General features: G+C 69.1%; 13 protein-coding genes. 8 read left to right on the forward strand and 5 right to left on the reverse strand.

Features of this window, described 5'->3' with window-relative positions:
- Nucleotides 1–210: 210 nt before the first annotated feature.
- Nucleotides 211–2,589, reverse strand: a complete 2,379-nt coding sequence (locus tag QH270_RS02835) for a penicillin-binding protein (RefSeq protein WP_280338751.1) — start codon at nt 2,587–2,589, stop codon at nt 211–213.
- Nucleotides 2,590–2,962: 373 nt separating this feature from the next.
- On the opposite strand from QH270_RS02835, the gene QH270_RS02840 reads away from it, so the two are divergent.
- The gene (locus QH270_RS02840; protein WP_019044565.1) at nt 2,963–3,286 is read left to right on the forward strand and encodes a WhiB family transcriptional regulator; all 324 of its coding nucleotides are present in this window, start codon (nt 2,963–2,965) and stop codon (nt 3,284–3,286) included.
- A gap of 109 nt (nt 3,287–3,395) precedes the next feature.
- Here QH270_RS02840 and QH270_RS02845 read toward each other — a convergent pair whose 3' ends face one another.
- Together QH270_RS02845 and QH270_RS02850 are read right to left on the reverse strand one after the other, a co-directional pair.
- Entirely contained in the window at nt 3,396–4,526 is a 1,131-nt protein-coding gene (locus tag QH270_RS02845; RefSeq protein ID WP_280338752.1) for an ArsA family ATPase, read from the reverse strand.
- Nucleotides 4,523–5,560 (reverse strand): ArsA family ATPase, encoded by a 1,038-nt coding sequence (locus QH270_RS02850; protein WP_280338753.1) that lies wholly within the window; start codon nt 5,558–5,560, stop codon nt 4,523–4,525. Before QH270_RS02850 ends, QH270_RS02845 begins: the two co-directional genes overlap by 4 nt.
- Before the next feature lie 59 nt (nt 5,561–5,619).
- Between QH270_RS02850 and QH270_RS02855 the strand changes: the two genes are divergently transcribed.
- From QH270_RS02855 to QH270_RS02865, 3 genes are read left to right on the forward strand one after another with little or no spacing between them, the layout of a single operon-like run.
- Nucleotides 5,620–5,781: a DUF4177 domain-containing protein gene (locus QH270_RS02855; RefSeq protein WP_110038224.1), complete on the forward strand. Its 162-nt coding sequence runs from the start codon at nt 5,620–5,622 to the stop codon at nt 5,779–5,781.
- 2 nt (nt 5,782–5,783) lie between these two features.
- Nucleotides 5,784–6,245: a RidA family protein gene (locus QH270_RS02860; RefSeq protein ID WP_280338754.1), complete on the forward strand. Its 462-nt coding sequence runs from the start codon at nt 5,784–5,786 to the stop codon at nt 6,243–6,245.
- 9 nt (nt 6,246–6,254) lie between these two features.
- Nucleotides 6,255–7,052, forward strand: coding sequence for an MBL fold metallo-hydrolase (locus QH270_RS02865; RefSeq protein ID WP_280338755.1), 798 nt, complete (start codon nt 6,255–6,257; stop codon nt 7,050–7,052).
- Between the two features lie 98 nt (nt 7,053–7,150).
- Here the strand turns inward: QH270_RS02865 and QH270_RS02870 are convergent, their stop codons facing one another.
- A complete protein-coding gene (locus tag QH270_RS02870; protein ID WP_040703546.1) occupies nt 7,151–7,825 on the reverse strand; it encodes a Crp/Fnr family transcriptional regulator in 675 nt (224 codons plus the stop codon).
- Nucleotides 7,826–7,968: 143 nt separating this feature from the next.
- Entirely contained in the window at nt 7,969–8,211 is a 243-nt protein-coding gene (locus QH270_RS02875) for a hypothetical protein (protein ID WP_280338756.1), read from the reverse strand.
- A gap of 233 nt (nt 8,212–8,444) precedes the next feature.
- Between QH270_RS02875 and nth the strand changes: the two genes are divergently transcribed.
- Genes nth through QH270_RS02895 form a run of 4 tightly spaced genes read left to right on the forward strand, consistent with a single transcriptional unit; the run spans nt 8,445 to nt 11,752 of the window.
- Nucleotides 8,445–9,125 (forward strand): endonuclease III, encoded by a 681-nt coding sequence (gene nth / locus QH270_RS02880; RefSeq protein WP_280338760.1) that lies wholly within the window; start codon nt 8,445–8,447, stop codon nt 9,123–9,125.
- Complete coding sequence (locus QH270_RS02885; RefSeq protein ID WP_280338757.1) at nt 9,122–9,778, forward strand: TlpA family protein disulfide reductase; 657 nt, start codon at nt 9,122–9,124, stop codon at nt 9,776–9,778. Before nth ends, QH270_RS02885 begins: the two co-directional genes overlap by 4 nt.
- Complete coding sequence (locus QH270_RS02890; protein WP_280338758.1) at nt 9,775–10,521, forward strand: NUDIX hydrolase; 747 nt, start codon at nt 9,775–9,777, stop codon at nt 10,519–10,521. The genes QH270_RS02885 and QH270_RS02890 overlap by 4 nt, the downstream gene beginning before the upstream one ends.
- A 37-nt stretch (nt 10,522–10,558) precedes the next feature.
- A complete protein-coding gene (locus QH270_RS02895) occupies nt 10,559–11,752 on the forward strand; it encodes a MarP family serine protease (protein WP_280338759.1) in 1,194 nt (397 codons plus the stop codon).
- The last annotated feature ends 220 nt before the right edge of the window (nt 11,753–11,972 follow it).

An 11,972-nucleotide genomic window follows, 5' to 3' on the forward strand; every position in this document is an offset into this window, starting at 1 on the left:
TCCTGGAGCTGATGATCCACTCGGTCTACTCCAACAAAGACACGTTCCTGCGGGAGCTGATCTCGAACGCTTCCGACGCACTGGACAAGCTGAAGCTGGCCACGTTCCAGGACAAGGACCTCGTCACCGACACCTCCGACCTGCTTTCCTTCCCGCTGGGCGCCGGGGCTGCGGGGGGGCGCGGCCCCCCCCCCCCTTCGCATTCAGCTGTTACCTCGGCACCGGGATGGGGATCGGTGGCAGTCGCGGAATCTGCGGGAGACCAGGGATCACCGGCGCCGGTGCCGCGGGCGGCGGCGTGGTCGGTGTCGGCACGCGGACCGAGCCGTCACTGATGTAGATCGTGACGACCGAGCCGGGGATGGCGGAGCCGTTCGGCGAACTGCCCATCACCGTGCCCTTGGCCTGGGAGCCGGCGCTGGTCACCGCCGACACCTGGAAGCCGGCGGCCGACAGCATCGACGTGGCCTCGCCCTGCGACTTGCCCGCCACGTCGGGGACCTGGGAGTTGTTCGCGCCGCGGACGTACTTGTCGTCCACCGGGGGCAGGCCCGGCGGCGGGAAGCGGTCGAGCACCGGCTTGATCGCGTTGAACCAGGTGCGGGCAGGTTCGTTACCGCCGAAGAGGCCGGAGGCGTTGCTGGCGCCACAGTTGCGCAGCGGGAACGAGCAGATCTCGCCGGGCGTCGGGCTGTCGCCGTAGATGTACACCGACGAGGCCAGCGAGTTGGTGAAGCCCAGGAACGCCGAGGACCGGTGGCTCTCGGTGGTACCCGTCTTGCCCGACATCGGCGCCGCCCAGCCCGCGGCCCGTGCCGCACCGGCGGCGGTACCGCTGACATCGTCCTTGCTCATCGCGTTGGCGAGGGTGTTGGCCAGGCCGGGCTCGACCACCTGCTCGCACGCCTGCTGGGTGAGCGGGACGGTCTTGCCGGAGCGGTCGATGACCTCCTTGATCGGCGAGGGCGGGCACCACTTGCCGCCCGAGCCGAGCGTGGCGGCCACGTTCGTCAGTTCCAGCGGGTTGATCGCGAACGGGCCGAGGGTGAACGAACCCATGTTGTTGTTCTTGATGTGGTCGGCCAGGCTGGTGTTGCCGTGGCCCGAGGTGCCCGGCTGGGTGTAGGCGCGCATGCCGAGGCGCACGGCCATGTCCACCGCGGCCTCGACGCCGACGTCCTGGATCATCTTCACGAACGTGGTGTTGGGTGAGGTCGCCAGCGCGTCGGTCACCGACATCGAGCCCGGGTAGTTGCCCGCGTTCTTGACACACCACGAGTCGGCCGGGCAGCCGGGCGAGTTCGAGTAGCCCATGCCCCTGGCGGCGTAGGTGCCCGGCACGTCCACCTGGGCGGCGATGCCGAGGCCCTTCTCCATCGCGGCGGCGGTGGTGAACAGCTTGAAGATCGAGCCGGCGCCGTCACCGACCAGCGTGTACGGCTGGCCGAGCAGGGTTTCGTTGGCGTCGCGGTTGAGGCCGTAGGTCCGGCTCGACGCCATCGCCAGCACGGGGTGCGAATCCTGACCTGGCGCGACCACCGACATGACCTCGGCGATGTTGTCGAGGTTGGGGTCGGCCTGTTCGTTCACCGACCGCTTCACCGACTCCTGCAGCACCGGATCGAGGGTCGTCCTGATCAGGTAGCCGCCCTTGTCGACCTGCTCTCGGCTGATTCCGGCGTCCTCCAGGTACTGCAGCGCGTAATCGCAGAAGAAGCCCTTGTCCTGGGCCGCGATGCAGCCGCGCGGCAGACCCTTCGGCTCGGGCAGCACGCCGAGCGGTTCGGTCTTGGCCTTGCGGAACTCCTCGGCGCGGTGCGGGATGTTCTGGATGAGCGTGTCGAGCACGGTGTTGCGCCGGTCGGTGACGCCCTGGACGTTGGTGTACGGGTTCAGCTTCGAGCTGGACTGCACCATGCCGGCCAGCATCGCCGACTGGGTGATGGTCAGGTCGGCGGCGTCGACGCCGAAGTAGGTCTGCGCCGCGTCCTGGATGCCGTAGGAGCCATTGCCGAAGGGCACCAAGTTCAGGTAGCGGGTGAGGATCTCGTCCTTGCTGAGCTCGCGGTCCAGCGTGAGCGCCATCCGGATCTCGCGCAGCTTGCGCGCGGGGGTGGTCTCGATCGCGGCGCGGCGCTCGGCGTCGGTCTTGGCGACGACGAGCAGGTTGAAGTTCTTCACGTACTGCTGGTCGAGCGTCGAGGCGCCCTGCTGCACCTCACCGGAGGAGGTGTTGGTGAGGAACGCGCGCAGCGTGCCCTGCCAGTCGACGCCCTTGTGGTCGGCGAAGCGCTTGTCCTCGATGGACACGATCGCCAGCTTCATGTTGTTGGAGATCTTGTCGCTGGGCACCTCGAAGCGCCGTTGCTCGTACAGCCACGCGATGGGGGCGCCGCCCGCGTCGACCATGGTCGAGACGGCCGGGACGGTGCCCTCCACCAGCTCGGCGGACACGTTGTCGACGGCGTCGGCGGCTCGGTTGGAGATGAACCCGAAACCACCGGCCAGGGGGAACAACAGCCCGGCGACTAGCACGGCGGCCAGCGCGCAGCTGCCGGCCAGCCTCGCGAGCGTTTGAGTGATCGGCACCAGCCCAGCCTAAAGGGTGGGGTGTCGGTGTTCACTGCTGTGCTGCTCGACCGGGGATGTCCGGTCGGTGCCAGGGGGGTTGCTCGGGCGTGTCAACAAAATGATCACATCGGCGTGTCGCGCCCGGCCACGCCGGTGATCAGCGCGACTACCCGGCGCGACCGCGATTTGAATGGACGCCCGTACCAAAAAATCGGGGGTCGGTCTTGCGCAAGCGCCATACCTTTACCTAGATTGAGAACCCAGTGTGATAGAGCTAACACTCAAAGTGGAATGTGGTGCGGACCGCAGCGGTAGTTGGGTTGCTGTGATCCGCGCTCGCGATTCTGGAGCGCCGCACAACGGTGTTCGGACTGCAAAGGGGCACATCAAAATGCACATCACAACCCCCATCGCTCGACTGGATGTAGAGCAGGCCGAGGCAAGGATCGCTTGGGTTGCCCAGGCGCGATGCAAGGAAGTGGACCCTGATCAGCTGTTCGTTCGTGGTGCGGCGCAGCGCAAGGCGGCAACGATCTGCCGTCATTGCCCGGTGCTGATGCAGTGTGGTGCCGACGCGCTGGACAACCGGGTGGAGTTCGGAGTGTGGGGCGGGATGACGGAGCGGCAGCGGCGCGCACTGCTCAAGCAGCATCCCGATGTGACGTCGTGGGCGGACTTCTTCCAGGCCCAGCGACAGCATCAGGTGGCCATCTAGGGGGCGAGACCAGGCCGATATCACACACGGCGCCGAGACCGCGGGGTTTGCGGAATCGGCGCCGTCGGCCGGTGTTACAAGTTTGTTAGCTATAGCCGATTCGACTGAATCAGACCGCGGCGGGCTCGCCCGCCAGCTGGTTACCGACCGCGCGCAGGGCGTCCAGGTCGGAGACCTCGAACGGCAACGCGGTGACCGAAACGATCGGAACCCGCGGATGGGCGCCCGTGAAGCGATGCAGCAACCGCTGCTCCCGCTTCGCGGTCGCCACCCGCTCAGCGTGGACGCGCAGCACCGACGCGGTGAGCGGATCCGTCTCACGCAGCTGATCGGCGGCGGTCAGCGCGTGATCGCCGGACAGCCCCGACAGCGCGGGGTGCGTCCGGTTCAGCACGAGACCGGCCAGCGGCATGCGCTCGGTGGAGAGCCGGTCGACGAAGAACGACGCCTCCCGCAGCGCGTCGGGCTCGGCGGCAGCGACGACGAGGAAATGCGTGCCCGGCTTGGACAGCATCGCGAAGGTGCGCTCGGCCCGCTCCTGGAAGCCGCCGAACAGCGACTCCAGCGACTGGAGGAACGTCGAGGCGTCCTTGAGCATCTGCCCGCCGACGATGGTCGACACACCGCGCATCGCCAGGCTCATCGCCCCGGTGACGAACCGGCCGACGCCGCGCCCGGGCGCCATGATCAGCCGGATCATCTTGCCGTTGAGGAAGGTGCCGAGCCGCTTGGGCGCGTCGAGGAAGTCCAGCGCGTTGCGCGAGGGGGGAGTGTCGACCACGATCAGGTCCCACTCCTTGCGCCCGGCCAGCTGACCGAGCTTCTCCATCGCCATGTACTCCTGCGTCCCGCCGAACGAGGAGGCGACCGTCTGATAGATCGGGTTGGCGAAGATCTGCTCGGCCTTCTCCGGACTGGTGTGCTCGAGCACCATGTCGTCGAAGGTGCGGCGCATGTTGAGCATCATCGCGTGCAGCTGACCAGGCACTTCGGGGCCGAGCTCGACCCGCTGCGGGGTGTTGTCCAGATCGGCGACACCCAGCGACTGGGCCAGACGCCGCGCCGGATCGATCGTCAGCACCACGACCTTGCGTCCCGCCTCGGCCGCCCGCAAGGCGATCGCGGCCGCGGTGGTGGTCTTGCCGACGCCGCCGGAACCGCAGCAGACGATCACGCGGGCCGTGGGATCGGCGATGATCCCCGAGACATCCAGGCGGGTCGTCGTCACTTGCTCACTCATCGCACTCCCTGCGCGGATAGCTGTTCGGCCAGTTCGTAGAGTCCGCCCAGGTCGACGCCCTCGTCGAGGGCGGGCAGGTGCAACTGGGGCACGTCGACGCCGGCCAGTTCGGCGGCGCTCTCGTCCTGCGCGGTCAACATGACGGCGTGGTCGACGCTCTCGGTGAGCAAACCGGCGAAATCCTCGTCGGACAGGGTGATCCCGGCCTTGGCCAGATTCGCCGCGATCTCGGTGGTGTCGAGCTCGCCGCGCACGGCCAGCTCGCGCTCGGCGGCGCCGAACTGCGCGGTGGCCGCCCGGTTGACGATCACCGTGCCGATCCGCAGATCGTTGGCGGTGAGCTCTGCGACGGCGTCGGCGGTCTCCTGCACCGGCAGCGCCTCGAGCAGCGTCACCAGGTGGATCATCGTCTGATCCGAGTGCAGCAGCTTGGACACGCCCTCGGCCTGCGAGGCGATCGGGCCGCCCTTGGCGATCTCGGCCATCGCCTGGGTGACGTCGAGGAAGCTGGCGATCCGGCCGGTCGGCGGCGCGTCGACGACGATGTCGTCGTAGGCGGGCTTGCCGTCCTTGTCGACGCGCACCGCGCATTCCTTGATCTTGCCGGTGAGGATCACGTCGCGCAGGCCGGGCGCGATGGTGGTGACGAACTCGATGGCGCCCATCCGGCGCATCGCCCGGCCCGCGAAGCCCAGGTTGTAGAACATGTCGAGGTATTCGAGGAACGCGTGCTCGATATCGAGGGCGAGGGCGAACACCTCACCGCCGCCGTCGGCGCTGGCGATCCTGGTCTCGGTGGGTGGCAGCGGCGGCCGGTCGAACAGCTGCGCGATCGACTGGCGGCTCTCCACCTCGACCAACAGCACTTTGCGGCCACCCGCGGCGAGCGCGAGGGCCAGTGCGGCCGAAACGGTCGACTTCCCGGTGCCTCCCTTGCCGGTCACGTAGTGCAAGCGGGCCTCGGCCGCGCGCTGTGGCCATCCGGTCGACGGTTCCGGAACCGACGAAACCGGCTCTGCTGTTGGTGCTCCCACGTGGCCGAGCCTATAACCCGTTTCTCATCGGTGGTCGGGGTGAGCCCTAAACTCACACCATGAGTGAAGTCACCCTGTGGGAGTACGCCACCGTGCCGCTGTTGACGCACGCGACCAAGCAGATCCTCGATCAGTGGGGCGCCGACGGCTGGGAGCTGGTCACGGTGCTGCCCGGACCGACCGGCGAACAGCACGTCGCCTACCTGAAGCGGCGGAAGTAATCGTGGCCACCGCGTGGAAGGACGCGCTCGATCGGCTCGGGGTCACCCTGCCGCCGGTCGCCGCCCCTGTCGCCGCCTACATCCCGGCCGTGCGCACCGGTTCGCTGGTGTACACCTCCGGCCAGCTGCCCTTCGTCGACGGTGAGCTGTCGGCGGTCGGCAAGGTCGGGGCCGAGGTCGATGTGGAGCAGGCCAAGGAGGCCGCGCGGCTGTGCGCGCTGAACGCGCTGGCAGCCGTGCACGATCTGGTCGGGCTCGACCAGGTGGTGCGCGTGGTGAAGGTCGTCGGATTCGTCGCCTCCGCACCGGGATTCAGCGATCAGCCGATCGTGATCAACGGCGCGTCGGAGTTCCTCGGCGAGGTGTTCGGTGACGCGGGCGTGCACGCGCGCTCGGCGGTGGGCGTCTCGGAGCTGCCGAAGAACACGCCCGTCGAGGTGGAATTGATCGTCGAGGTCGGATAGGCAGCCGTCATGGCACTGGAACACCCCGCGTACGGCCGGGTTCGGGCGGTCACCCCGACGGCATCGGTATTGCTCGCCGACAATCCGTCGCAGATGACGCTCGACGGCACCAACACCTGGCTGCTACGCGGGCCCGGCAGCGATGACTACGTCGTCGTCGACCCGGGCCCGAAGGACAAGAAACACACGGCCGACATCGTCGCGGCCACCGGCGGGCGGATCGCGCTGACGCTGATCACCCACCATCACCCCGATCACACCGGCGGCATCGATCACCTGGTGAAGGCCACCGGGACGTCGGTGCGCGCGGTGGATCCGAAGTATCTGCGCGGCGCCGACACGGTGCTCGCGGACGGTGAGGTGATCGAGGCGGCGGGCCTGCGGATCACCGTGCTCGCCACGCCGGGCCACACCACCGACTCGGTGAGTTTCCTGCTCGACGACGCGATCGTCACCGGCGACACGGTGCTCGGCCAGGGCACGACCGTGCTCGAGTCGACCTCGGGCGCGCTGGCCGACTTCCTGTCCTCGCTGGAGCTGCTGCTCGAGCGCGGCGCGGGCAAGGCGCTGCTACCCGCGCACGGTCCCGACCATCCCGACGCGGCGCCGGTGGTGCGGTACTACCTGGACCACCGCCGCGAACGCCTCGATCAGATCCGCGCGGCGCTGTCCGAATTGGGTCAGGACGCGGGCGCATTCGAGGTCGTCCGCAAGGTGTACGCCGATGTGGACAAGCGATTGTGGCCCGCCGCGCGCAGTTCGGTGAAGGCACAACTGGAATATCTCCGGGCACAACGCGAGTCCTAGCCCGGGCACGCGGAACGCCGGAACCACGGTGGTGCGGACGAGGCCCTCTTCCTGCGGAGCCGCATCGGTGGTTCCGGCGTGCCGGTTGAACTATCGCGTCAGCGAGCGCGACGGGCGAGCCGCTCGGAATCCGAGATCAGCACGCTCTTGCCCTCGAGGCGCAGCCACCCGCGATGCGCGAAGTCGGCCAGTGCCTTGTTGACGGTTTCCCGGGAAGCGCCGACCAGCTGGGCGATCTCCTCCTGGGTCAGGTCGTGGGTCACGCGCAGCGCGCCCGCTTCCTGGGTGCCGAAGCGCTGTGCGAGCTGCAGCAGCGCCTTGGCGACGCGGCCGGGCACGTCGGTGAAGATGAGGTCGGCGAGGTTGTTGTTGGTGCGGCGAAGGCGTCGGGCCAGCACGCGCAGCAGCTGCTCAGCGATCTCGGGGCGCTGATCGATCCACGACTTGAGTGCGTCGCGGTCCATCGTGACGGCGCGGACCTCGGTGACCGTGGTGGCGGTCGAGGTACGCGGGCCCGGGTCGAAGATCGACAGTTCACCGAACATGTCGGACGGACCCATGATGGTCAGCAGGTTTTCCCGGCCGTCGGGGGAACGGCGGCCGATCTTCACCTTGCCCGTCGTGATGATGTACAGCCGATCGCCGGGTTCGCCCTCGTTGAAGATGACGTGGCCGCGCGGAAAATCTACGGGCTGCAGCTGCTTGGCGAGCGCGGCCACCGCGGTGGGCTCGACGCCTTGGAAGATGCCTGCTCTGGCGAGGGCCTCGTCCACGAATGTGCTCCTTATGGGATATGGCTTGCGAACCTGGTCGAGCGAATCGACCAACAGCGCAGTCTACGCGGCATCACGGCAGCACAGTGACAGACACCACGTAAAGAGTGGATAGCGCACGGTCGCGCACGCCATGACGGGGTTCAGCTGGCGCGGGCCACGTCGAGTTCGGCGGTGCGGGAACGGCGCTTGCGCACCCGTCCGACCGCGGCGGGCAGGCCGAGCTTCGTCAGCTCTTTCACTTCGGCGTTGCTGGCACTGTCCAGGTACTGCTGAACCTCTTCGTCGGGTTCGAGAAGCTTCCGGAGCCGGTTCTCGACCCGCTCCATCCCCAGTGCGAACAGCATCAACAGCACTGGGAAGAGCACCACAGCGAGTCCTTGCATGACAGGCAGTAAACACGTTCCAGGTCTCAGATGGAACACAGCGGGCCAACTCGGCCCCCAATGTTGTCGTAGCGGTTCCGTATGGTGGACCGGTGCCCGTTTCCCCCTCCACCGCGGCGGCAAGCGATGCCGGAACCGCTGCGGCGCCCGCCGGTCTGTCCGCGGCGCGAAAGCGCAAGAACCGCGCGCTAGCGGCGGAAACGCGGACCGGATTGGTCCGCAGGGCCCGCCGGATGAACCGCACCCTGGCCGCCGCGTTCCCCGACGCGCACTGCGAGCTGGACTTCACCACTCCGCTGGAATTGGCGGTGGCGACCATCCTCTCGGCCCAGTGCACCGACGTCCGCGTGAACCTCACCACTCCGGCCCTGTTCGCGAAGTATCGCAGCGCGCGCGACTACGCCCAGGCCAACCGGGCCGAGCTGGAGGAATACATCCGGCCGACCGGCTTCTACCGGAACAAGACCAGCTCCCTCATCGGCCTCGGCCAGGCGCTGGAAACCGATTTCGACGGTGAATTGCCTCACACCCTGGCCGAATTGGTGAAATTGCCGGGCATCGGACGTAAGACGGCCAACGTCATCCTCGGCAACGCCTTCGATGTGCCGGGTATCACCGTCGACACCCATTTCGGCCGATTGGTGCGCCGCTGGAAGTGGACCGAGGAGGACGACCCGGTCAAGGTCGAGCACGCGGTCGGCGCGCTGATCGAGCGCAAGGACTGGACGATGCTCTCGCACCGGGTGATCTTCCACGGCCGCCGGGTGTGTCATGCGCGCAAACCCGCGTGCGGCGCCTGCGTGCTCGCCAACGACTGCCCGTCCTTCGGGGCGGGACCCACCGATCCCGCCGTCGCGGCCGAACTGATCAAGGGGCCGGAGCGCGAGCACCTGCTCGATATGGTCGGACTGTGAGTGAATCCGCCGAACCGTCGTGGCTCCGGCGGCCCGCACTGCGCTGGGCGCTGGCCGCGCTGATCCTGGTGATCGCGGCCGCGGTCGCGCTGTGGCCGCGCGAAGACTCCGGCCCCACGAATCCCGGAACGCAGGCCACGCGGCAACCCGCGGCGGTCTCGGCCGACGAACGCGCGGCCGCCGGGCTCGCGCCCTGCCCGATGTCCACCGGCCCCGGCGCCGGACCACTGGCCGGCATCACCCTGACCTGCCTGGCCGACGGCGCCCCCGTCGACCTCGCCGCCGCGCTGGCGGGCAAGCCCGCGCTGCTCAATCTCTGGGCCTACTGGTGTGGCCCCTGCGCCGTCGAACTACCCCACCTGCAGGAATTCGCGCGGCGTGCGGGCCCGGAACTCACCGTGCTGACCGTGCACAGCGATCCCGACGAAGCGAAGGCGCTGGCCAGGCTGAGCGGCCTCGGCATCACGCTGCCCGGCGTCGAGGATCCGGCGGCGAGCGTGCGCACGGCCGCCGGGGCGCCCGCGGTACTCCCGGTGTCGGTGCTCGTCCGCGCGGACGGCACCATTGCGAGTGTCGAGGTACGCACGTTCGCCGATGTCGCCGACATCGCCGACACGGTGGCCGAAAAACTCGGCGTTCGGATCGCGGTATGACGAAGGACGTTGTGATGAACGGTGTGATGCGGCTGGACGATTCCGGCCTCCCGTCCTGGCTGCACGCGGCCATCCGGCACGCGGGGCCCGACGCCGACGACACCATGGCCGCCTCGCGCGCGCTGCGCCGGGCCATGTCGATCACCGGCAAGCCGCGCCAGGCCGCGGTCCTCGTCCTGTTCGGCGGCTCGGCGGAACCCGACCCCTCGACGCCGGGTGGCCTGCCCACCGACGCCGACGTCCTGCTCACCCAGCGCGCGTCCACCATGCGTCAGCACCGCGGACAGGTCGCCTTCCCCGGTGGGGCGGAGGACCCCGGCGACGACGGCCCGGTCGGTACCGCGCTGCGCGAGGCCGCCGAGGAGACCGGCCTCGACCCCGCTGGCGTGCAGCCGTTCGCCGTGCTGCCGAAACTGTTCGTGCCGCCGTCCAAGTTCGACGTCACTCCGGTGCTCGGCTACTGGCGGGCACCCAGCCCGGTCGGCGTGGTCGACCAGGCCGAAACCGAGCGTGTGGTCCGGGTTCCGCTGACCGAATTGCTCGATCCGGCACACAGATTCATGGTCCGTGGCAGTCTCGGCTACCAGAGTCCCGCATTCCAGGTCGACGGCATGCTGGTCTGGGGTCTCACCGGCGGTATCCTCGCCGGCATCATCAAAACAGCTGGCTGGGAACGAGACTGGGATCGGGGCGACGTGCGTGACTTGGAGAGCTCGCTGGCTGCGGTCGGAATGACCCTGTGAGCGCGCGGAACGAGCCGAGCGCTAGCGAGGCGGAGGCATGAGCGCGTCGGTATGGCTCGACATCGCGGTGGTGTTGATCGCTTTGGTCGCGGCGTCGACCGGGTGGCGGCAGGGCGCGGTGGCCTCGGCGCTCGCCTTCTTCGGCGTCGCGCTCGGTGCGGTCGCGGGCATCCTGATCGCACCGCACATCCTCAAGCACCTGAGTGAGGGGCGCAGCCGGGTCCTCGGCGGCATCCTGCTGATCGTGCTGCTGGTGATCGTCGGCGAAGTGGCGGGCATGGTGCTCGGCCGCGCCGCGCGCAGCGGCATCCGCAACCCGATCGCGCGCAGCGTGGACAGCGTCACCGGCGCCGTGCTGCAGGCGGTGACGGTGCTGGTCGCGGCCTGGCTGCTCGCGCTACCGCTGGCCACGGCCTCCCAGCCGAACGTCGCGGCGGCCATCAACGGGTCCAAGGTGCTCGCCGACGTCAACGAGGTGGCGCCGAGCTGGCTGCGCAAGCTGCCCAACGAGTTCTCCAAACTGCTCAACACCTCCGGTCTGCCGGATGTCATCGGGCCGTTCGGGCGCGCGCCGATCGCCGCGGTCGAACCGCCGGACGCCAGCGTGCTCGCCAGTCCTGTCGCCGCGTCGCTGCAGCAGAGCGTGCTGCGGATTCGTGGCGTCGCGCCCAGCTGCCAGCGCGCGCTGGAGGGCTCCGGCTTCGTCATCGCGCCGGAACGCGTGATGACCAACGCGCACGTCGTCGCAGGCACCAACGCCGTGTCCGTCGACACCGCGCGCGGTGCGCTGGAGGCCAGCGTGGTGCTGTTCGACCCGTCCAAGGACATCGCCGTGCTCGCGGTGCCGGGCCTGACGGCGCCGGTCATCCCGCAGGCGCCCGAAGCGGCGAGCTCCGGCGAGAGCGCGATCGTGCTCGGCTACCCGGGCGGTGGGCCCTACACGGCCAGCGCCGCGCGCGTGCGCGAGACCCTCGACCTCACCGGCCCGACCATCCACCGCGACGGCACCGTCGAACGCGAGGTGTACACGGTCCGCGGCCAGGTCCGCGCCGGCAACTCGGGCGGCCCGCTGGTCGACACCGAGGGCCAAGTGCTCGGCGTGGTCTTCGGCGCCGCCGTCACCGACGACGACACCGGCTACGTGCTGACCCTGAACGAGGTCGGCCCGGAGCTGGCGGCCGCGACCACGAGCAGCGCCCCCGTCCCCACCGGAGCCTGCGTCCTGAGCTGAGTTGTTGGAGCGCTGGCGCGCTCGAGGTCGCGGCCCCATGGTGCCCCGGCGCGGGGCCCGCGGGGGGGGGCGGGCGCCCACGGCCGCGACCCGCCGACTGCGTCGGCGGACCCTCCTCGAGGTCGGGTCGTGCGGGGCTGGGTTGTCGGAGCGCTGGCGTTCAGGGCCGGGCTCAGGGGGAGACCAGGCCGTCCTGGGGTGAGCCGTTGACGCCGTTCTG

The organism is Nocardia neocaledoniensis (genome assembly GCF_029868625.1).
Taxonomy (GTDB): Bacteria; Actinomycetota; Actinomycetes; order Mycobacteriales; family Mycobacteriaceae; genus Nocardia; species Nocardia neocaledoniensis_A.

Bases quoted from the DNA above. Each gene is read 5' to 3' on its own strand.
- QH270_RS02855 (WP_110038224.1), top strand. From the start codon at position 5,620: ATGAGTGAAGTCACCCTGTGGGAGTACGCCACCGTGCCGCTGTTGACG.
- QH270_RS02895 (WP_280338759.1), top strand. From the start codon at position 10,559: ATGAGCGCGTCGGTATGGCTCGACATCGCGGTGGTGTTGATCGCTTTG.
- QH270_RS02840 (WP_019044565.1), top strand. From the start codon at position 2,963: ATGCACATCACAACCCCCATCGCTCGACTGGATGTAGAGCAGGCCGAG.
- nth (WP_280338760.1), top strand. From the start codon at position 8,445: ATGAACCGCACCCTGGCCGCCGCGTTCCCCGACGCGCACTGCGAGCTG.
- QH270_RS02875 (WP_280338756.1), bottom strand. From the start codon at position 8,211: ATGCAAGGACTCGCTGTGGTGCTCTTCCCAGTGCTGTTGATGCTGTTC.
- QH270_RS02845 (WP_280338752.1), bottom strand. From the start codon at position 4,526: ATGAGTGAGCAAGTGACGACGACCCGCCTGGATGTCTCGGGGATCATC.
- QH270_RS02890 (WP_280338758.1), top strand. From the start codon at position 9,775: ATGACGAAGGACGTTGTGATGAACGGTGTGATGCGGCTGGACGATTCC.
- QH270_RS02865 (WP_280338755.1), top strand. From the start codon at position 6,255: ATGGCACTGGAACACCCCGCGTACGGCCGGGTTCGGGCGGTCACCCCG.